The sequence below is a fragment of the Pseudotenacibaculum sp. MALMAid0570 genome (assembly GCF_040151415.1).
Classification (GTDB): Bacteria; Bacteroidota; Bacteroidia; order Flavobacteriales; family Flavobacteriaceae; genus Polaribacter.
In genome coordinates this window covers 238,747-261,368 of sequence record NZ_JBDKWF010000046.1, presented here as the reverse complement: position 1 = coordinate 261,368, position 22,622 = coordinate 238,747, and the positions used below count along the sequence as shown (strand labels likewise).

15 protein-coding genes are annotated in these 22,622 nt (G+C 35.3%); all 15 read left to right on the top strand.

Features of this window, described 5'->3' with window-relative positions; translation table 11 throughout:
* Nucleotides 1-19: 19 nt before the first annotated feature.
* The 15 genes from nrfD to AAON49_RS05805 all read left to right on the top strand — a co-directional run bounded on the left by nrfD (nucleotide 20) and on the right by AAON49_RS05805 (nucleotide 22,368).
* Nucleotides 20-1,414, top strand: a complete 1,395-nt coding sequence (gene nrfD, locus AAON49_RS05875; protein WP_349553322.1) for an NrfD/PsrC family molybdoenzyme membrane anchor subunit — start codon at nucleotides 20-22, stop codon at nucleotides 1,412-1,414.
* Nucleotides 1,407-1,940 carry a DUF3341 domain-containing protein gene (locus tag AAON49_RS05870; RefSeq protein ID WP_349553320.1) on the top strand — a complete coding sequence of 178 codons (534 nt, stop codon included), beginning with the start codon at nucleotides 1,407-1,409 and terminating at the stop codon, nucleotides 1,938-1,940. Before nrfD ends, AAON49_RS05870 begins: the two co-directional genes overlap by 8 nt.
* 10 nt (nucleotides 1,941-1,950) lie before the next feature.
* On the top strand, nucleotides 1,951-2,508 hold the full coding sequence (locus AAON49_RS05865) for a c-type cytochrome (protein WP_349553318.1): 558 nt from the start codon (nucleotides 1,951-1,953) through the stop codon (nucleotides 2,506-2,508).
* Nucleotides 2,509-2,533: 25 nt separating this feature from the next.
* Nucleotides 2,534-3,970 carry a quinol:cytochrome C oxidoreductase gene (locus AAON49_RS05860; protein WP_349553316.1) on the top strand — a complete coding sequence of 479 codons (1,437 nt, stop codon included), beginning with the start codon at nucleotides 2,534-2,536 and terminating at the stop codon, nucleotides 3,968-3,970.
* Between the two features lie 25 nt (nucleotides 3,971-3,995).
* Nucleotides 3,996-5,021, top strand: coding sequence for a cytochrome c oxidase subunit II (locus AAON49_RS05855; RefSeq protein ID WP_349553314.1), 1,026 nt, complete (start codon nucleotides 3,996-3,998; stop codon nucleotides 5,019-5,021).
* A 27-nt stretch (nucleotides 5,022-5,048) separates the two neighbouring features.
* Nucleotides 5,049-6,830 carry a cytochrome c oxidase subunit I gene (locus tag AAON49_RS05850; protein ID WP_349553313.1) on the top strand — a complete coding sequence of 594 codons (1,782 nt, stop codon included), beginning with the start codon at nucleotides 5,049-5,051 and terminating at the stop codon, nucleotides 6,828-6,830.
* A 130-nt stretch (nucleotides 6,831-6,960) separates the two neighbouring features.
* Nucleotides 6,961-7,983, top strand: coding sequence for a Holliday junction branch migration DNA helicase RuvB (ruvB, locus tag AAON49_RS05845; RefSeq protein ID WP_349553311.1), 1,023 nt, complete (start codon nucleotides 6,961-6,963; stop codon nucleotides 7,981-7,983).
* Nucleotides 7,984-9,714 carry a SulP family inorganic anion transporter gene (locus AAON49_RS05840; protein WP_349553309.1) on the top strand — a complete coding sequence of 577 codons (1,731 nt, stop codon included), beginning with the start codon at nucleotides 7,984-7,986 and terminating at the stop codon, nucleotides 9,712-9,714.
* Nucleotides 9,715-9,729: 15 nt separating this feature from the next.
* The gene (locus AAON49_RS05835) at nucleotides 9,730-11,139 is read left to right on the top strand and encodes an MBL fold metallo-hydrolase (RefSeq protein ID WP_349553307.1); all 1,410 of its coding nucleotides are present in this window, start codon (nucleotides 9,730-9,732) and stop codon (nucleotides 11,137-11,139) included.
* 6 nt (nucleotides 11,140-11,145) lie between these two features.
* Complete coding sequence (locus AAON49_RS05830; protein ID WP_349553305.1) at nucleotides 11,146-11,523, top strand: rhodanese-like domain-containing protein; 378 nt, start codon at nucleotides 11,146-11,148, stop codon at nucleotides 11,521-11,523.
* On the top strand, nucleotides 11,520-11,786 hold the full coding sequence (locus AAON49_RS05825) for a heavy-metal-associated domain-containing protein (RefSeq protein WP_349553304.1): 267 nt from the start codon (nucleotides 11,520-11,522) through the stop codon (nucleotides 11,784-11,786). Before AAON49_RS05830 ends, AAON49_RS05825 begins: the two co-directional genes overlap by 4 nt.
* A 387-nt stretch (nucleotides 11,787-12,173) precedes the next feature.
* Nucleotides 12,174-14,450 (top strand): hypothetical protein, encoded by a 2,277-nt coding sequence (locus tag AAON49_RS05820; protein WP_349553302.1) that lies wholly within the window; start codon nucleotides 12,174-12,176, stop codon nucleotides 14,448-14,450.
* A gap of 5 nt (nucleotides 14,451-14,455) precedes the next feature.
* Nucleotides 14,456-17,932 carry an RHS repeat domain-containing protein gene (locus tag AAON49_RS05815; RefSeq protein ID WP_349553301.1) on the top strand — a complete coding sequence of 1,159 codons (3,477 nt, stop codon included), beginning with the start codon at nucleotides 14,456-14,458 and terminating at the stop codon, nucleotides 17,930-17,932.
* A gap of 6 nt (nucleotides 17,933-17,938) precedes the next feature.
* Nucleotides 17,939-21,655, top strand: a complete 3,717-nt coding sequence (locus AAON49_RS05810; RefSeq protein ID WP_349553300.1) for a DUF6443 domain-containing protein — start codon at nucleotides 17,939-17,941, stop codon at nucleotides 21,653-21,655.
* On the top strand, nucleotides 21,655-22,368 hold the full coding sequence (locus tag AAON49_RS05805; RefSeq protein ID WP_349553298.1) for a hypothetical protein: 714 nt from the start codon (nucleotides 21,655-21,657) through the stop codon (nucleotides 22,366-22,368). The genes AAON49_RS05810 and AAON49_RS05805 overlap by 1 nt, the downstream gene beginning before the upstream one ends.
* The last annotated feature ends 254 nt before the right edge of the window (nucleotides 22,369-22,622 follow it).

The following is a 22,622-nucleotide window of genomic DNA, read 5'->3' as shown; positions in this document are numbered from 1 at the left end:
AAAATTAAGATATAAGCATATGTCTCATTACGAAGCACCCATAAGAGAACCCTTAGTATTAGGTGAAAAGAGTTACCACGACATTACAGAGGATATTGCAAAACCTATAGAAGGGAAAGCAAACAAGAACTGGTACATGGCGTTTTATATTTCTTTAGCAGCAATGCTTTGGGGATTTGGATGTATCTTCTATACCATAGGAACTGGTATTGGAGTTTGGGGATTAAGTAAAAATATTGGTTGGGCCTGGGATATCACCAACTTTGTATGGTGGGTAGGTATTGGTCACGCCGGAACCTTAATTTCTGCAGTACTATTATTATTCCGTCAAAAATGGAGAATGGCAATCAACCGTTCTGCTGAAGCAATGACAATCTTTGCGGTATTCCAAGCAGGATTGTTCCCAATAATTCACATGGGACGTCCATGGAACGGATATTGGGTATTACCTATTCCAAACCAATTCGGATCGTTATGGGTAAACTTTAACTCGCCGTTATTGTGGGATGTATTTGCAATTTCAACATATTTATCTGTATCGTTGGTATTCTGGTGGACAGGATTGTTACCAGATTTCGCAATGATTCGTGATAGAGCTGTAAAACCTTTCCAAAAGAAGATTTATTCTTTATTGTCTTTCGGATGGTCAGGTAGAGCAAAAGATTGGCAACGTTTTGAAGAAGTATCGTTGGTGTTAGCTGGTTTGGCAACTCCATTAGTACTTTCTGTACACACCATTGTATCGATGGACTTCGCAACGTCAATCAATCCAGGATGGCACTCAACTATCTTCCCTCCTTACTTCGTTGCCGGAGCAATCTTCTCAGGATTTGCAATGGTACAAACGCTATTAGGAGTAATGCGTAAAGTAACAAATTTAGAGGCGTACATTACACGTTTACATATCGAGTATATGAACGTGGTAATCATCTTAACAGGTGGTATTGTAGCCGTAGCATATGCATCAGAATTCTTCATCGCTTGGTATACAGGTTCTCCTTATGAGGATTATACCTATATGTCTTTAGGAGCTGCAACAGGTCCTTACGGATGGGCATTCTGGTCACTAATCTTATTCAATATTGCGATTCCACAATTATTATGGATTCGTAAAATCAGAAGAAGTTTTATTTGGTCTTTCTTAATCTCGATTGCTATTAACATCGGAATGTGGTTTGAGCGTTTTGATATCATCGCAATTGTACTAAGTAAAGGTCACTTACCATCAACTTGGTGGCGTTTTGAGCCAACATTTGTTGATGTAGGAATATTTATCGGTACTATTGGTTTCTTCTTTGTTTTATTCTTATTGTATGCAAGAACGTTCCCTGTAATTGCACAAGCAGAGGTAAAAACAATTTTGAAATCTTCAGGAGAGAATTATAAAAAATTAAGAGACGGTAATCATGAGTAGTAGTAAAGTAATTCACGCATTATACAACGATGATGAGGTGGTGCTAGAAGCTGTTAAGAAAGTAAAAGCAGCCAATCATCATATAGAAGAAGTATTTTGTCCGTTTCCAGTTCACGGATTGGACAAAGCCATGGGCTTGGCACCTACAAGAATTGCCATAGCATCCTTTATGTATGGAATCACTGGGCTTTCTATAGCTATCTGGTTAACATGGTATACTATGATTGACAACTGGCCTCAAGATATAGGTGGTAAACCAAGTTTTAGTTGGGCTGAAAACATGCCGGCTTTCGTGCCAATTATGTTTGAATTAACAGTGTTTTTTGCTGCTCACTTGATGGTAATTACTTTTTATATGAGAAGTAGAATATGGCCATTTAAAAAAGCTGAAAACCCAGATCCAAGAACAACAGATGACCATTTCTTAATGGAAATTCCTGTTCACGGAGACGAAGCAGAATTAAAAGCTTTGTTAAAAGAAACTGGAGCTGTAGAAATTAATGTAGTAGAAGCAGATTCGCACTAAATCATAACGAATGAGAAAGTATTTAAAATTTAGTATCGCATTTTTAGCTTTGGCAAGTGTAGTTGCTTGTGCAAACAAAAAAGAAAGAGAAGTACAATACATGCCAGATATGTATGTGTCTGTTCCTTACAACCCTAACGGAGCTGATGGAATCTACAAAGAAGGAATGGTAAACAATAAGCCAGTTACTGGTACTATTGCTAGAGGGAATGTTCCTTATGAGTACGAAGACACTACAGCAGATTATGATAGAGCGAAAGCAGAATTAAAATCTCCATTAGAGAAGAATGAAGTAAATCTTGAAAATGGAAAAGCAATGTACACAATTTACTGTGCTACTTGCCATGGAAAAAAAGGAGACGGACAAGGAGTATTAGCTCAAAGAGATAAGTTTAATGGAATTCCAAGATATGATGATCCAGCAAGGAACATTACTGAAGGAAGTATTTACCACGTAATTATGTATGGTAAAAATTTAATGGGATCTCATTCATCACAATTGACAATGAAAGAACGTTGGCAAGTTGTTCAATACGTTGAAAAACTTAAAAACGATTTAGCAAAATAATTACAAAAAGAAGAATACGAAAGATATGTATCAATTCTCAGGTAAATTAAAAATATTCTCACTTGCTTTGATCTTGATTGGAGCATTGAGTATCGGATATAGCTTTTTTACAGCACCTTCTACCGTAGAAGAGGCTAAAGAAATTATGGCTAAAAAAGGTGGTCATGGAGACGGACATGGTGATGCTCACGATGTAAAGAAAGACGATCACAAAACCGAAACAACTCACAAAGAAGGTGGAGACCATGATGCTAAAAAAGACGATCACAAAACAGATGCACATGCTAGTACTGATCATAATGCTGCTCATGATGAACATGTTTTACATCAACTACAAAACAGACCTTGGTCTGCAGTCTATGTAGCCTTATTGTTCTTCTTAGGAATCTCATTATTAGTCTTGGCTTTTTATGCAGCACAAAGAGTAGCGCAAGCAGGTTGGTCTATCGTTCTATTTAGAGTGATGGAAGCAATCACAGCGAACTTGGTTCCTACCTCAATTATTATGTTAGTATTAATCGTATTAACAGGAATGCATTACAATCACTTGTTTGCATGGATGGCTGAAGGAACATTTACAAAAGGGCACGAGAATTTTGATCCTATTGTTGCAGGTAAAGCACTTTGGTTAAACACTCCAGGTTGGATGATTCGTGGAATCCTTTACTTAGTTATCTGGAATGCTTACAGATGGTTTATTAGAAGAAACTCAATTGCAGAAGATACTGCAACTACAATTAAAGTATATAAGAAAAATTACAATGTTTCTGTAGTGTTCTTATTACTATTCATGTTAACTGAATCTATGGCATCTTGGGATTGGATTATGGGATTAGACCCACACTGGTTCTCTACTTTATTCGGATGGTATGTATTAGCATCTTTATTGGTAAGTGCTGTAACAGTAATTGCATTTGTAACAATCTACTTACGATCTAAAGGATATTTACCAAAAGTAAATGATAGTCATATTCATGATTTAGCAAAATTCATGTTTGGTTTCTCTGTATTCTGGACGTACTTATGGTTTGCACAATTCATGTTAATCTGGTATGCAGATATGCCTGAAGAAACAACCTATTTTGCTTTAAGATTTAACGAATACAAGACATTATTTTTATCAATGTTAGTCATGAACTTCGCATTCCCAATCTTGTTATTGGTAAACAGCGACTTCAAGAGTAGACCTTGGTTTGTAATTATTGGAGGATTGGTAATTTTAGCAGGTCATTATGTAGATTTATTTATCATGATCATGCCAGGAACTGTTGGAGGAAGCTGGAGCTTTGGAATCCCTGAGTTAGGAGCAACATTGTTCTTCTTAGGAGTATTCATTTACACTGTATTTAGCGCATTTGCAAAAGCAGATCCTGTACCAAAAGGAAACCCATTCTTGAAAGAGAGTGAACATTTCCACTATTATAATATTGAACATCACTCAGGAGAAGATAATCATCATTAATCAAAATTAATTAAGACGAAAGAATATGCTAGCTCTATTTTATATATTCATAGGTGTTGCAATCGGAGTAAGTTTCTGGCAGATTACCAGAATCATGAACTTTAGAAGTGTTATTGCTACTGATAAGGACAACGATTTCCAAGGGAAAATGTTCTTAGGATTTGCAGCCTTTTTGTATGCAATGATGATTTATTGCTTGATTTGGATGAATGTAGTTATGCTTCCAGAATCAGCTTCTATTGAAGGAGAAAATGACGATACCTTATTTAATATTTCATTTTGGTTAATCGGAATCGTTCAGTTCATCGTACAATTTTTAATCTTTTATTTTCCATACAAATACAGAGGAAAAGAAGGAAATAAAGCTAAGTTCTATGCCGATAGCCACAAGCTAGAATTAATATGGACCGTAACACCAGCAGTTGTATTAGTTGGGTTAATTGGATACGGTTTATGGCAATGGAATAACATTATGTATGTTGGCGAAGATGAAAACCCAATTGTTATTGAAGTTTATGCTAAGCAATTTAGTTGGGAAGCACGTTATGCAGGTCAAGACAATACGTTAGGTTTAGGGAATGTAAACTTTATCGAAGGCACTAATACAATAGGAGTAGACATGTCTGATAAAAATTCTCAAGACGATAAACATATTCAAGTAGGAGGAACACTATACTTACCTAAAGGGAAAAAAGTATTGTTTAAGTTTCGTTCACAAGACGTATTACACTCAGCTTACATGCCTCACTTTAGAGCACAAATGAACTGTGTTCCAGGTATGGTAACTCAATTTGCTTTTACTCCAAAGTTTACTACTGAAGAGATGAGACAAAATGAAGAAGTGATTGAAAAAGTTGCAGGAATCAATAAGATTCGCACAAGGAATGGAGAAGAAGAGATGTATGAGTTCGATTACATTTTATTATGTAATAAGATTTGTGGAGCATCTCACTATAACATGCAAATGAAGATTGTAGTTGTAGAAGAAGCAGAATATAATGATTGGTTGTCAAAACAACCTACATTAGCAGAACAATTAAGTAATAACTAGAAAGAAGATTTTTAAAAGATATAGATTATGTCAGAGCATCATCACAAAGAAACATTTGTAACTAAGTACATCTTTAGTCAAGATCATAAAATGATCTCTAAGCAGTTCTTAATTACAGGGATGATCATGGGTGTCATTGGAGTTTTTATGTCAATGTTATTCCGTTTACAATTGGCTTGGCCAGAAAAATCATTCAGTATTATTGAAGCCTTCTTAGGACCACACCAAACAGATGGTGTAATGAGTCCTGATATGTACTTAGCATTGGTTACAATACACGGAACCATTATGGTATTCTTTGTATTAACAGCTGGTTTAAGTGGTACATTCTCTAACTTATTAATTCCATTACAGATTGGAGCACGTGATATGGCATCAGGTTTCCTAAACATGATTTCATATTGGTTGTTCTTTATATCATCTATCATCATGGTAATCTCTTTATTTGTTGAAGCTGGACCAGCATCAGCAGGTTGGACAATCTATCCTCCATTAAGTGCATTACCACAAGCAATTCCAGGATCTGGAGCAGGGATGACTTTATGGTTAGTATCGATGGCTATTTTCATTGCATCTTCTTTAATTGGATCTTTGAACTACATCGTTACAATCTTAAACCTACGTACCAAAGGAATGAAGATGACTAGATTGCCATTAACAATGTGGGCATTCTTTATCACAGCTATTATTGGTGTGGTTTCATTCCCAGTATTATTATCAGCTGCATTATTATTAATCTTTGATAGAAGTTTTGGAACGTCCTTTTATCTCTCCGATATATTTATCAGTGGAGAAGTCTTGCATTATCAAGGAGGATCTCCAGTATTATTCGAACACTTATTCTGGTTCTTAGGTCACCCAGAAGTATACATTGTATTACTTCCAGCACTAGGAATCACCTCAGAAATTATATCGACTCATTCACGAAAACCGATCTTTGGATACCGTGCCATGGTAGGATCTATTATGGCAATCGCATTCCTATCAACAATCGTTTGGGGTCACCATATGTTTATCTCTGGGATGAATCCATTCTTAGGATCTGTATTTACATTTACAACCTTACTAATCGCGATTCCTTCAGCAGTAAAAGCATTCAACTATATAACAACACTCTGGAAAGGAAATCTCCAGCTCAACCCCGCCATGCTATTCTCCATCGGATTGGTTTCTACATTCGTAACAGGAGGATTAACAGGACTGGTATTAGGAGATTCTGCCTTAGATATTAATATTCATGACACCTATTTCGTTGTGGCCCACTTCCACTTAGTAATGGGAGTATCAGCAATCTTCGGAATGTACGCAGGAATCTATCACTGGTTCCCAAAAATGTATGGTCGTATGATGAATAAATCGATGGGATACTGGCATTTCTGGATTACTATGATTTCGGCTTACGGAGTATTCTTCCCAATGCACTTTATCGGATTGGCAGGATTACCACGTAGATACTATACAAATACAGAATTCCCAATGTTTGATGATGTAGCAGATACTAATGTTGTGATTACAATATTTGCATTGATTGGAGGAATTGCTCAGTTGATTTTCTTAGCGAACTTCTTTATTTCTATCTATAGAGGTAAAAAAGCAACGCAAAACCCATGGAATTCAAATACAATTGAATGGACGACACCTGTTGAACATTTACATGGAAACTGGCCAGGAAAAATTCCTGAAGTTCACAGATGGGCTTACGATTATAGTAAGAAAGTAGATCCTGAAGATGATAATAGCGACTACTTGCACGGAAAAGATTGGGTATCACAAACCACTCCGTTATTAGAAGGCGAAGAGCCATCTTAAACAAAAAGAAATTACAAGAAAAACCTTTCCAATATGGAAAGGTTTTTTACTTTTTAAAGGATTCATTTTAAGTAGAAATGCCTAGTAAGTAGCTAGAGTAACTATCTTAAAATTGCATTATATTTGTAAGATGAATGAGCATCTAAATCCTGATAACACAAATTATTCTCACGAGGAGTTAGACATTGAAAAAAAGTTGAGACCACTTTCTTTTGATGATTTTACAGGACAAGAACAAGCCATAGAAAATCTTAAGATTTTTGTTGAAGCTGCCAATCAGAGAGATGAAGCATTAGACCATACACTTTTTCACGGTCCTCCAGGATTAGGAAAAACAACGTTAGCCCATATTCTTGCCAACGAATTAGATGTTAGTATCAAAGTAACTTCAGGACCTGTATTAGATAAGCCTGGAGATTTGGCAGGATTGCTTACAAACTTAGACGAAAGAGATGTCTTGTTTATTGATGAGATTCATCGTTTAAGCCCTATAGTAGAAGAATATTTATATTCTGCTATGGAAGACTACAAGATAGATATCATGATAGAATCGGGGCCCAATGCAAGAACGGTTCAAATCAATCTAGAACCTTTTACATTAATTGGAGCTACAACTCGTTCAGGATTGTTAACTGCTCCTATGAGGGCTCGTTTTGGAATTAGCAGCAGATTGCATTACTACAAGACTGATTTGCTCACAACCATCATACAAAGGAGTGCTCAGATACTTAAAGTCCCTATTTCAATGGAAGCTGCTATAGAAATCGCAGGAAGAAGTAGAGGAACACCAAGAATAGCAAATGCCTTATTGCGTAGAGTACGTGATTTTGCACAAATAAAAGGTGATGGTAGTATTACCATTGAAATTGCAAAATATGCTCTAAAAGCATTAAATGTGGATGCGCATGGGCTAGATGAAATGGATAATAAAATACTCACCACTATTATAGATAAATTCAAAGGAGGACCGGTAGGGATTAGTACTTTGGCTACAGCCGTTGGTGAAAATGGCGAAACCATAGAAGAAGTATATGAACCTTTTTTAATCCAAGAAGGATTTATCATGAGAACACCTCGAGGAAGAGAAGTTACAGAATTAGCATACAAACACCTAGGAAGAACAAAAGGAACTAGTCAAGGAGAATTGTTTTAAATGAAAACCTTAAAAAGACTCATACCAATTTTAGAGTGGTTGCCCAACTACAATGTATCGAGATTTCGTGGAGATTTTATTGCAGGTATTACCGTAGCAATCATTTTAATTCCTCAAGGAATCGCTTATGCTTTAATTGCTGGGTTGCCTCCAATTTATGGGTTATATTGTGCATTAGTTCCTCAAGTAATTTATGCAATTTTTGGATCTTCGAGACAAGTAGCTATTGGGCCAGTAGCCATGGATTCCTTAATTGTTGCTACAGGAGTTTCTACCATTGCATTAACAGGTTCTGATTATTACATATCAATTGCTATACTTCTGGCCTTAATTGTGGGAGCCATACAGTTTTTGATGGGGGTTTTTAGATTAGGTTTTATTGTTAACTTTTTATCCAAGCCCGTAATTACAGGTTTTATCTCCGCAGTTGCATTAACCATAGGAATCAATCAATTTAGAAATTTACTAGGAGTAGACTTTATCCAAAGCGACCAAATTCAATATGTTTTAGAAGATATATGGATTAATATTTTAGACTTTAATACTCACACAGCAATTATTGGTGTAATCTCTGTAATTGCAATTCTTGTTTTTAAGAAGATTAATAAAAGAATCCCTAATGCATTAATTGTAGTGATGTTTGGAATCTTTGCGATGCGTTATTTCGGAAGTGAATTTAATGATGTTGATATCATCAAAGAAATTCCGTCTGGTTTACCTTCGTTTTCATTCCCAGAATTAGATTTCGATTTGATTAGAGAATTGTTGCCAATCGCATTAGTTCTTGTCATGGTAGGATATTTAGAAACCATTTCTATTGGAAAGTCATTAGAGTCTAAGCAAGATGAATATAGAATACGAGCCAATCAAGAATTAGTTGCCTTAGGGTTGAGTAATATGATTGGGTCATTGTTTAAAGCTTATCCATCTACTTCAAGCTTTTCAAGATCGGCAATCAATCAAGAATCTGGAGGAACAACAGGAATGTCTTCATTGATATCTGCCGCTATAGTATTACTTACCTTATTGTTTTTAACTCCGTTGTTTTACCACCTTCCCAAAACAGTATTAGCAGCAATTATTATTGTAGCCGTTTTTGGATTGGTAAATATAAAAGAGGCTATCTTTTTATGGAGAGCTAACAATTTAGATTTTTGGTTACTAATGGCAACATTTTTTGCTACTCTCTTTTTAGGAACAGAATATGGAATCTTTATTGGTGTGGGACTTTCGCTAGTGATATTAATTTTTAGAACATCAAGACCTTATATTGTTGAATTAGGAAAAGTGCCCAATTCAAATTTTTATAGAAATAAAGATCGTTTTTCTGATGTAATTATAGAAGAAGAAGTGTTGGTTTTTCGTTTTGACGCCCAATTGTTTTACGCAAATTCTAATTACTTCAGAGATAACTTAGACGAAATGGCTGAAGCAAAAGGAGAACAATTGAAGTTGATTGTCTTAGATGCTGAAAGTATCAACAGAATTGATAGTACTGGAGTAGAAATGTTGAAAGAAAGAATACGATACTATCGAAAAAGAGGAGTGTTATTTTATTTCGCAGGAGTGAAAGGCCCTGTAAGAGACACGCTATTTAGAGGAAAAATATTAGAAATTATAGAAATCAATCACTTTTTTATGCGAGTTAACGGAGCTGTTAACTTTTATAAAACAGGAGATCGAGAACATCAAAAGAAATATGCGAATTACATTCATCAAGCATATGAATAATTATTCAATTTAGATATGAATATAGAACAGATTTATACAGGTTGTTTAGCTCAAGGAGCTTATTATATAGAGAGCAATGGAGAAGTTGCTATTATAGATCCATTACGAGAAGTACAAGGATATATAGATAGAGCAGCGAAGAATAATGCCAAGATTACGTACATTTTCGAGACACATTTTCACGCAGATTTTGTTAGCGGACATGTTACCTTGGCAGAAAAAACAGGAGCAAAAATTGTTTTTGGACCTAACGCAGAAACGAAATTCGATTCTTATTCAGCCAAAGATGGAGAAGTTTTCCAAATAGGAGATATCACTATTACTGTCTTGCATACTCCTGGTCATACTATGGAAAGCACAACCTATTTATTAAAAGATGAAAACGGTAAAGATCATGCTATTTTTAGCGGAGATACTTTGTTTTTAGGTGATGTAGGAAGACCAGATCTAGCTCAGAAGGCAGCAAATATGACGCAAGAAGATTTAGCTGGAACATTATATGAAAGTCTTCGTACTAAGATTATGCCATTAGCAGATGATGTAATTGTATACCCTGCGCACGGAGCAGGATCAGCCTGTGGTAAAAACTTGAGTAAAGAGACTGTAGGAACTATTGGAGGTCAAAAGAAAACTAATTATGCTTTAAGAGTAGATATGACCAAAGAAGAGTTCATCAAAGAAGTTACTGATGGTTTAATGCCTCCGCCTGCGTATTTTCCATTAAACGTAAAACTGAACAAAGAAGGATATAAATCGATTGATTCAGTTATTGAAACAGGAGCCAAAGCCTTATCCGTAAATGATTTTGAATTGGTAGCTAATGAAACAGATGCATTAATCTTAGATGTTCGCCATCAATTTGAGTTTATCAAAGGATTTATTCCCCAATCTATTTTTATTGGATTAGGAGGGACTTTTGCACCTTGGGTAGGAGCTTTAATTAAAGACATAGAACAATCTATCTTATTGGTTGTGCCAGAAGGAAAAGCAGAAGAAACGATTACTCGTTTATCTCGTGTTGGATTTGATAATGTATTAGGATACTTAGAAGGAGGATTTGAATCATGGGGAAATTCAGGGAAAGAAGTAGATACTTTAGAATCGGTTTCTGCTGATGTTCTTGAAGAAAAAATAAATGAAGGAGCTTTGGTTTTTGATGTAAGAAAACCAGGAGAATATACCGCAGAACATATAGAAAACGTACCTAGTACTCCTTTAGATTTTTTAAACAATCATATATCAGAATTCCCAACAGATCAAGATTTTTACTTGCATTGTGCTGGAGGTTACCGTTCTGTGATTGCAGCGTCAATTTTAAAAGCCAGAGGTTTTCATAAAGTAATTGATGTTGCTGGTGGTTACGGAGCGATTAAAAAAACAGGAATTAAAAGAACAGATGTTATTTCATGTTCTTCATCAAACTAAATGATTATGAAAAAACTTTTTGTTTACAGTATTCTTTTTTTGAGTCTATGCAGTTGTGCTCAAGAATCAAGTGTTAAAAAGTTAATTCAACCCGATGAATTAGCAATACTACTTGAAAAAGGAGAAATTCAACTCGCTGATGTGAGAACTCAAGGAGAATATGACAAAGGGTTTATCAAAGGAGCTGTGTTGATTGATTTTTACAAAGACGATTTTGTCAAAAGAATGTCGGAAACCTTTGACAAAAAGAAACCTGTTTATGTGTATTGCGCAAGAGGAGGAAGAAGTAACAAAGCATCGTTATTATTGCTTCAAAACGGATTTCAAAAAGTCTATGATCTAGATGGAGGTTATTCTAAATGGACTAAAAACCTAAAAAAATGACAACAACAATTCACATAGAAAACCTAAAATGTGGTGGCTGTGCTGCAACAATTAGAAAAGGAATTCTAAGCATTGATTCTGTAGATAATGTAGAAGTTGATGTAGAAACTTCTGAAGTAAAAGTATCCCATACTAAAGATGTTGTCACTCACATCAAAGAAAAACTATCCAAGCTAGGATATCCTGAAGCTGGAGATAAAAACACCGTCTTACACAAAGCAAAATCTTTTGTGAGTTGTGCAGTGGGAAGGTTAGAGAAGTAACCCCTCACTAGACCTAAGTTTTCGACTTTGTGAATAAAAAAAGTAAGAGGTTTTTTTGTTTTTTAAAAACAATTGTTACTTTTACTGTGCTATAGAAAGTAAAAAATTGCGAACATTTCAAAAAATTTACAAGTAGTAAAGACTTCTTTATTTAGAAGCCTTAGGCAATTTTAAGAGCCTTTATTTCAACATACAAATTGTTTTATGTATGCTATGAAAATGACTTAGAGCAAACTTAGATTCGTTTGTTCAACAAAATAATAAGTGCTATGAAACCCTTCTCTATACAAAGGAGGTAAGCTTATTTGGTATGAATCATTAGTAATTTATGATACTCAAAATAGAGCTATCTACACAACCAAACACTCACATTTTAAATTATTCACTATGAAAAAATTATTTTTCGCTTTATTAAGCGTAACAGCTTTTAGTGCATTTGCACAAAATACATTTCCGACTACAGGGAATGTAGGAATTGGAACAACAAGTCCAAGTAGTAAATTACAATTATTAGGAGATTTTACTCTTGGAGGAAGTAGCTACTTAAACCAAACAAAACTTTATTTTCAATCAAGTTTAGGAAGTTGGTCCTTGGGTTCACAAGGAGCTAATTCAAATAACTTTATGATATACAGCTATGACCCAAACGCAGACTTTAAAGTATTCACAGGAACCTTAGAGAGGTTTGTAGTGAAGAGTAATGGCAATGTTGGAATTGGAATCACATTACCTACACATAAATTAGATATAGATGGAAATATTCGAGCTAATGGTAGAGGGTATTTTCAAAACACTTCGGATTCTCAAATAACATTAGAAGGAACAGATACTTGGGCTGGTATCGAATTTAAAGATGTTCATGATAAAGATTATTTATGGTTTAGAGGACAACATAAAACATTTGCTATTGGAGGGGGAGGCTCTAATGTTGCTGGAAAAAAATTACATATACATGGAGGAACTAGTATTGGAGTTGCATATGTTGGTCAATATGTGCCTGCAAATGGCTTAGCTGTAGAAGGAAATGTTGGAATTGGAATAACCTCGCCAACAGAAGCACTAGACGTTGTAGGAGATGCACAATTTACTGGAGAAATAGGTTTAGGGAATAATAAAGGATTAATTATCAAAGATAGTGGAGGAAATTATAAAGATGTTATTAAATTAACTACAGCAGATCACATACAAGTAGGAAGTTCTACTGTTTTTGGAGATTTAAAAGTAATTAGTACTGGAAACTACTTATTTGAAGGAGGTGGTAACGTAGGAATAGGAGTTGCAAATCCCAATTCTAAGTTGGCAATTAGAGATAGTAATTTAGAAATTAACTTTTTGATGAACAAAAAACTAGAGGGTTCTTGGCCAGCTAGTGTTGAAAATCAGACAGTAACACTTCAGTCTAGTGGTGCTAGTGCAGGAAACATTGCTTTTGCTTCTGGAAATAATGAAAGAATGAGAATTTCAGCGAATGGTAACGTAGGTATTGGAATTACATCACCTGAACATAAATTAGATGTTAATGGTAGAGGGCGTTTTAAGACTAATATAGATTCTCAAATAACATTAGAAGGAACAGACAGCTGGTCTGGGATTGAATTTAAAGATGTAAATGGGAGTGAATATGTTTGGTATCGCGGCCATCATAAAACATTTTCAATTGGAGGTGGAGGCTCTAATGTAGCCAACAAAAAATTACACATACATGGAGGAACAAGTATTGGAGAAACTTATAGACCTTCATCTGTGCCAACCAATGGTTTAGCAGTTGAAGGAAGTATAGGAATTGGAACATCTTCACCATTACAAAAACTTCACCTAAACGGAAACATGCTTTTCGAAAATAATACAGAGTTAAGATGGAAAGATGCTAGTGGTACACAAAGAACCATTCTAGAATTAGATGCAAATAACGATTTACTCCTTGGAAAATCTGCTGGGGGGAATTTAATTTTTGTGAATGGGTCTTCTTATACAGAAAGAATGAGAATAGATTCTGATGGGAATGTAGGGATTGGCACTACAGCTCCTGGAAGTTTTAAGTTAAATGTATCAGGAAATGTTCATCATTCGGGGAAGTTAAGTGTTGGGACAAATTACAATGGATTTACTGCCAATATTGGAGGTACAACTTATTTAACAACAGGAAGTGTATGGACTACAGATAACTTTGGTTTTGCAAATTCAGCTTCTAATAATACTGGAATTTTTCCAAAAAGCGATCACAGTATAAGTTTAAAAACAAATAATACAACTGCGCTATACTTAGAATCAGGAGGAAATATAGGAATCGGTACAACTTCTCCAGTTGCAGGATACAAACTTTCTGTGGCAGGAAAAGTTATTGCAGAAGAATTAAAAGTACAGTTGCAATCAGCATGGCCAGATTATGTATTTGCAAGCGATTATAAATTATTATCTGTAGAAGAAGTTGAAGCTTTCATCAAAAAAAATGGACACTTACCTAACATGCCATCTGCAAAAGAAGTAAAAAAAGAAGGTGGAGTGTTACTAGGCGAAATGAATAAAAAACTATTGGAAAAAGTAGAAGAGTTAACACTATATACTATAGAACAAGAGAAAAAAATCAAAGCCTTAGAGAAGCAAAACAAACGTATTGAGTTGCTAGAAGAGCAAATGAAAAAATTGTTAAATGAAAAAGAATAAAAGGCATGAAAAAATTAATTTTAGCAGTAGTTGCATTGATAGGTGCGACAGGGCTTGCCATGGCCCAAGAATTACCTGAGGTAATTCCTCCAACACCTACAGTTGCCAACTTAATGCAATTCGAAGAAGTGCCTGTAAGTCAATATACAGGGCAACCTAATATATCAATTCCATTGTATTCCAAAGCAATCAATGCAGATCTAGGAATCAATATTGGATTGAGTTACAACACGCAAGGAATCAAAGTCAACAACCGTTCAGGTTGGACAGGCACTGGTTGGTCTTTACAAGCTGGAGGTGTTATTTCCAGAACAGTTAGAGGAGTACCTGATGAGCGAAAAAGAAATACAGGAAATAACATTGGAGAAGGAATCCTACATAACGATGATTTTTGGAATTATAATACTCTAACAGGAGACTCTAAACAAGAGTTTTTATGGAGAGCAAATGGAACACCACTTGATAAATATGATTATCAACCGGACCTTTTCCAATTTAGCGTTTTAGGAATTTCTGGTCGTTTCGTATTGGTGAAGGAAAACGGATTGGTCGTTCCAAAATTATTATCTAAAAACCAAAACATTCGTGTAGAAGTAGATTACAATACCAATACATCTAGTAATGATTACTTAGCTTTAAACTCTTTTACGATCACAGACACAAAAGGGTATATCTATACGTTTGACATACAAGAAGTTGTACAATCTGAGCCTCTTGTGGCTGTAGAAACGTTTGATCAAGAGCAAAATCTTAGTGGACAAGGGCAACAGTATGTTAGCACTAATGCTTGGTACTTATCAAAGATTGAAATGCCAAATTCTACCTCAGGAAGCCCTTTAGTCTTGGCAACATTTGACTATCAAATCAGTAATGAATCGTATACTACATCGGTGACAAGAACAGAAAGTAGACCTATCAATTACACGGCATCTACGTGGAATGATTTAATGGCTGTTTCCTACAATGCTTCTATTGTAAAACCAAGGAAGTCTCATGCATATTTATCAACGACATCTAATACGAAAAAACTCTCTCGAATTACATTCACTAGAGATAGTACCTATGTGAAGTTTGATTTTAACGGGACAAATCACCCAGAAACTAATGGTGATCAATTGGGGTACTTACGAATTCTAGATAAGAATGATGTTGAAAACAAGCATTATCAATTTACCTATAGTACATCAACAGCAAACCGTTTATTTTTAGATGAAATCGATGAAGTAGCTGGAGGGAATACACAAAAGTATACCTTAAACTATCACAGTAAAAACAAATTACCAGCTTTTGATAGCCCTCATGATGGATGGGGATATCATACAGAGTCTTTAACGCCAAATGCAAATTGTGGATTATCAACACCAGATGCCACGGCCATATTAAATGGTTTGTTAACAGATATCGCTTATCCTACGGGAGGAGTAAAGGAATTTGTATTTGAACGCAACACCATTACCTATCAAGGGAATACACAATTGACTGATGATCAATACAGAGATTTGAATCCAGATAATTGGTTGCCAACAAGTTTAAGCTTAGATTTTGATAGCGCAACTGAAAACAGTGCAGTACCTGGTGTAACACCAGAGACTTTTACGATTTCGCAAGCACAAACATTAAGGTATAAAAAAAACAGTACCACGGCTACCGAAGAAGAACAATTCAATGCTTATATAGAGATTACGGGACCTAACAATTTTAGAGATGTATTTCGTCTAGATGAAGATGAGATTTCTTTCTTTTTAGAAGCAGGAACGTATGAAGTGCGATTTTATACTCTAACCATTGGAACCAACTATAATTTTACAGGGTGTATTGGCTATAAGAATTTTAAATCTACCGTAGAGCGTTTTGTCTATGGAGGAGGCGTTCGTATTAAGAACATTCGTTTTAACAACGATGTAAATGCAATCAAACCCGAAAGAGAAATTAGTTTTACCTACAACGACGCTGGAGGACAAAATCGATCTTCTGGGTCGATCGACGGACTATTAACAGGTCTTCGAAGAACCCATACAGAGACTGTAACAAGACATTTTATTCCTAATGAATGTGCACTAAACCCAACAAGTCTTTTAAGTTTTGATTTTGAAGTCACTATAGATGGGTTGAATGTGGAATTGACACAAGGAAGCTATGTAGGTTATAAAACTGTAGATGTTTCAGAATATGGGAATGGATATACACGATCTACATTTACCTCTGCACAAGATCATTTTAGTCCAGCAGCCACTTTTGTATATCCATATGCACCTGCTAAGGATATCGATTATAAAAGAGGGTTGCTAACAAAACAGGAAGTCTTTGATAATACAAACAGAGTTTTAAAAGAGACTACCAATAGCTATGATTTTGAAGAAGACACAATAGCTCCTATGTATAAACACTATGCAATGGACAGTCCATGGAAACAGTATTATTCTTATTACAATACCTATAAGAATGCTAGCTATAACTCTGGCGTTGCAGACAATCCTATGAAACAGTGTTACCAAGGAAGCACTACAGGGCTACCTATTATAAAAAAAGATAGTGTATTCTCTAAAGTAAGAACAAAACGTTATTTCCTCGGTGTTAATTATAGCGTGGTTGTAAATTCTACCTCACTACCATGTGATAACGATTGTATCGGTTTTTACTCGACTAGCAATGTTGGAACAAACGAAGTACCTTTTAATTTTATTTCTAATAACATAAAATCAACTTGGGCAAAACTAGATAGCGTCCAAAGCAAAGAGTATTTCTATGATGTAAACGGTATACAAAGCATTAAGGAAAATAGGCAAGTTTTTGCATATGATGGTTACAACTATCAAGTAAAACAACAAGATTCATATTACAAGATTAATGGTGCTGAAGAACACTTGCAAACCAAATATTACTATCCTCAAGGAACAAATTTGCAGAGCAATTCTACCACTATGATCAATGCGTTGATAGCGACAAATAAGGTAAACGAAGTCTTAGAAACACAATCCTTTAAAAACGGAAATAAAATTAGTGAGACACATACAATCTATGATGATTTCTCAAGCCTATTACTTCCCAAAGAAGTTCGTGTTGGAAAAGGAAGTAGTACACCTCAGACTCGAATAGAATTTGTGAATTACGACACCTATGGTAATCCTATAGAAGTAAAGAAAACTAACGGAACAACCATCAGTTACATCTACGGATTTAACAAGTCGATGCCAGTAGCCAAACTAGAGAATGTTACCTATAGTGCAATAGAAAGTGTTTTAGGAACCAACTTTACTCTTGATGAGAATTTAAGTACTGCACAAGAGACTAGTTTACGAGCATCTTTGCCAAATGCAATGATTACTGTCGTCAGGTACAACCCAATGGTTGGAGTGACGAGTATGACTGATCCAAGAGGGAATAGTATTTCCTATGAGTATGATGAATTCAACCGTTTGAAATTTGTCAAAGACAAAGATGGAAATCTAGTTAGCGAAAATCAGTACCATTATAAAAATTAAGAAGCTATGATACAGAAGATACAAAAGATGATAGCTCTTGCAATGCTGATGCTATCCATGGCACTAGGTGCCCAAACAATACCCGACAATGTTGTCAAAGAAAATACCTATACGGTTACTGGAACCGAAAATATATTTGCAACCCAAAGTATTACCTTAAAACCTAATACTTGGATACAAGCAGGAAGTACATTTCGTGCTAAGATCATTAAGGATCCATACATTCCATTGAACTTAAGTAATGAGAATTATGTCTTAACACGATTGTTTCAAATAGAAACTACCTCAACAACGGTAGATGAAAACAAAGATGTGATTGAAAACATCACCTATTTGGATGGACTAGGAAGGGCCATACAGAGTATTGCGATCAAACAAAGTCCTTTGCAAAAAGACATCATATCATTTATGACCTATGATGGATTAGGTAGACAGGTAAAAGAATATTTACCCTATGGATCTACTCAGAATACTGGGGCAATTGTTGCTGATCCGTTAACACCTACAGAGAATTATTACAATACGCATTATGCTTCAGATATGGATATTGCAAATCCAAATCCATATTCTGAGAAAACTTTTGAGAATTCTCCTCTAAATAGAGTATTTGAGCAGGCAGCACCAGGTGATGCGTGGAAGAAAACAGGAACAAATATTACAGGAAGAGGCTATTCTGATGGACATACTATTAAGTTTGATTATGAATCCAATAATGCCACTGATAATGTGCGGATTTATAATGTAACCACCTCTTTTGCTAATAATACCTATACACCTGTATTACAAGGAGGAACCAATTTCTATCTAGTAGGTGAATTGACCAAAATGGTGACTAAGGATGAAAACTGGACACCTGCAGATGGATTAAACCACACCACAGAAGAGTTTACCAATGGTGAAGGACAGGTAGTTTTAAAAAGAACCTATGCAGATGTGGATCTGAATTCTGACGGAGACTTTAACGATGCAGGAGAATCGCAAGTAGAGCATGATACCTACTATGTGTATGACGATTTTGGAAATCTAAGTTATGTATTGCCTCCAAAGGTAGATACCACCGATGGAATATCAGGAACAGAGCTTTCAGAGCTATGCTACCAATATGTCTATGATGTTCGTAACCGTTTGGTGGAAAAGAAAATACCAGGAAAAGGATGGGAAGCTATTGTTTATGATAAATTAGACAGGCCTGTATTGACGCAGGATGCTTTGATGGCCGTTCAGAATGAATGGTTATTTACCAAATACGATGAGTTTGGAAGAGTTGCCTATACAGGAATGTACACCTCAGCTAATAGTAGAGTTGCATTGCAAACTACGTTAGATAGTCATGCTACGGTAAACGAATCTCAGCAAAACAATGCGGTTACCATGCAAGACGGAGCTCAGGTATATTATACCAATGCAGCCTTTCCAAATGTGTCAACGCTCAAGCTTTTTACAGTAAATTATTATGATTCCTATGCTGATCTTCCAACAGGTTTTGTGGCTCCTACAGAAGTGTACGGTGAAAGTGTGACGACAAATACCCAAGGTTTAGCAACCGTAAATAAAGTACGCGTATTGGAAACCAATGATTGGATTACGACGGTTACTTATTACGATGATAAAGCAAGACCTATATACGTCTATAGCGAAAATGATTATTTACAAACTACAGACATCGTTGAAAGCCAATTAGATTTTGTTGGGAAGGTACTTGAAGCCAAAGCAACTCATCAAAAAACAGGCAAAGATGATATCGTAACAATTGACAAATTTACCTATGACCATGCAGGAAGATTGTTAGAGCAAACTCAGCAAGCCAATTCCCAAGTAGCAGAGTTGATTGCCAGCAATTCCTATGACGAGTTAGGACAACTCGTGAATAAAGGTGTTGGAAATGTAGTTTCAAGTTCTACTCGTTTGCAAACAGTAGATTACAAATACAATGTACGAGGTTGGTTAACCAGTATCAATAATGATGCAAATAGTGACAATGATCTGTTTAATTTCTCTTTGTACTATAACAACCCAACAGGAAATGGAGTTGCCTTGTTCAATGGAAATATTAGTCAAGCTACTTGGAATACTACCAACATAGATAATAGTACTAAGACTTATACCTATCATTACGATGCGTTGAACAGAATTATCAAAGGGATTGATAATACAAGTAATTACAATCTGGCTTGGGTAAGTTATGATAAGAATGGAAATATAAGCAACTTACAAAGAAAGGGGCATGATGGAACGACTGTAATTTCTGGTTTGATGGATGATTTGACCTATGCCTATGATGCTGGAAACAAACTGTTGGCAGTGAATGACCTAGGTGATGGAATCCATGGATTTAAAGACGGAGTAAATTCAAGCTCTGAATATACCTACGATGTCAATGGGAATATGACTCGTGACGATAATAAAGGGATTACAGCCATTAGTTACAATCATTTAAACTTACCTACACAAGTAAGCATTGGAAGTCAAAATATAGACTATGTATATGATGCCACAGGTGTCAAACAACGTAAAACGGTTCAAGGAATCACAACAGATTACGCTGGAAATTACATCTACGAAAATGGAGATTTACAGTTCTTTTCTCATGCTGAAGGTTACGCAAAAATAGATGTCATATCGAGCGCAGTCGAGATATCTTATGTATATCAATACAAAGATCATCTAGGAAACGTGCGTATAACCTATGCAGATTCTGATGACGACGGTGTCATCTCCGCGCAGGCGGAAATCATAGAAGAATCCAATTACTATCCATTTGGCTTAAAACATAAAGGGTATAATAACGTGGTTTCTTCCAATGGGAATTCAACTGCGCAGAAGTTTGGTTTTGGAGGAAAAGAATTAAATGAAGAACTAGGTTTAGAGTGGATGGATTTTGGTGCAAGAAACTATGATGCTAGTCTAGGTAGGTGGATGAATTTAGATCCACTTGCTGAACTTCTAATGACTCATTCTCCATATAATTATGCATTTAATAATCCTATTTTCTTTACTGATCCCACAGGAATGTTGCCAAGTGGCTCTCAAGGGTTTACTGACTATTATGATGACGGAAATGGAAATATAATATATGATCCAAATGTACGCGGTCCCAAGGATGTACCAAACGGGGGGACTTATATTGGACAATTTTATATTGATCCTTATACAGGAACTTATTGGGATGAAAATGGGAAACCACATCAATCAGATCAAACTTTAGATGAAGTTGTAGTTAAAGGAAAAGCTAGAAAAAAGTCTAAAAAACATGTTTGTAATAAATGGACCTGTGGAGGAGTTGTCAGTTGGGGTTATGGAAGTGAATCTGGAGGAGAAAAGCATGGGCCAAGATTTGAATTTGGGATAGAGAATGTTCCTACAGGAGGAACTACAAAAACAAATTCTACAGTAGAACAAATATTAAAATCAGGAGTAGGTAAATGGGGTAGATGGTATAAAATTGGAGAAAATGCAGATATAGATTCCAATGAGTCTACTATGGAGAATAAAGTAGATGAAGAGGCAAAGAATGTTTCAGAAGAAGTTAAAAAGTTTATTGTTATAACAACTTTTCCTTCAGGAACTATTAGTTATTCTCGTGTGAATACTCTAACTGGCGCAAAAAAAGATTCAGCTTCTGAAAGAAAAAACTATCGATTTATGGTTATTAAACATATAGATAGTGTAAATTTAAGACCTTATTTAGATAGTGTGTTGAGAGTGCCAAAAAAACTGAAATAATGAGCAGACTAATAATTACCATTTTTATCGTTCTCTTTTTTTCATGCGAGGGCAAGAATAATATTGAACCTGTTGAATTTATTGAATATTATCGAGACGGAGTCATAAAGTCTAAAGGCTTATTTTATAAGGATTCATTGAAAAAAGGCAGATGGACATACTATGATAGTAAAGGTTTTGTTAAAAGCATTGAAGATTATAAGATAGTTAAAAATAATTCAATTTTAAATCAACAATGGATGTTTAATCAAAAGGGAGATACAATTTATGAGAAGAGTAAATTTTATGATTTGATCCTTAATAAGGATACACTTGAAGTGAATGAACTTTTAAAAGCTGTAATATATATGCCAGCAAGCTTATTCAAGAATCGAGAATCTGAAATTTTAGTTTATTTACCAATTAGAGATGAAGAAAACTTTAATAAAGATTTTTCGAATGAAAAAAATGTTAGACTAGATACATTCCATAATTTATCAAAGGATGTTGTTGAAAATCAGAAATTGCTTGAAGGCTTCAATCCTAAACATGTAGTAATTTTCGGGAAATATTATCTTACTCCAGGGAAAAAAGTTGTTCGGGGAATAATTGTAGAATACTATTTTCAAAACGACGAGTCTAGTGAAGGCGGGCAAATGAGAAAAGAGAATAAAACGTATTTTGAAAAGGAAATATTTGTAAAAGACTCATTAAAGGGTAATGTCCCAAATTAGGTAATGTCTCAAATTAGCACTTATTAAAAAAGAGTGATGATTATAGTTGAAAATCAATAAGTTAAATAAAGATACCGTTCTGAAAAGGACGGTATCTTATGTTCACTGAAATATTAAAAAGTTTGTTAGAGCCTCGATAGCGCGGATCTACCTGTCGTTAGACAGGATTGTTTTCCGTGCGAACATCCCAATAGCGCTTGCCAGCCTGCATCTGACAGGCTTGTAGTCCGCGTAAATATCGAGAATAGATTCTA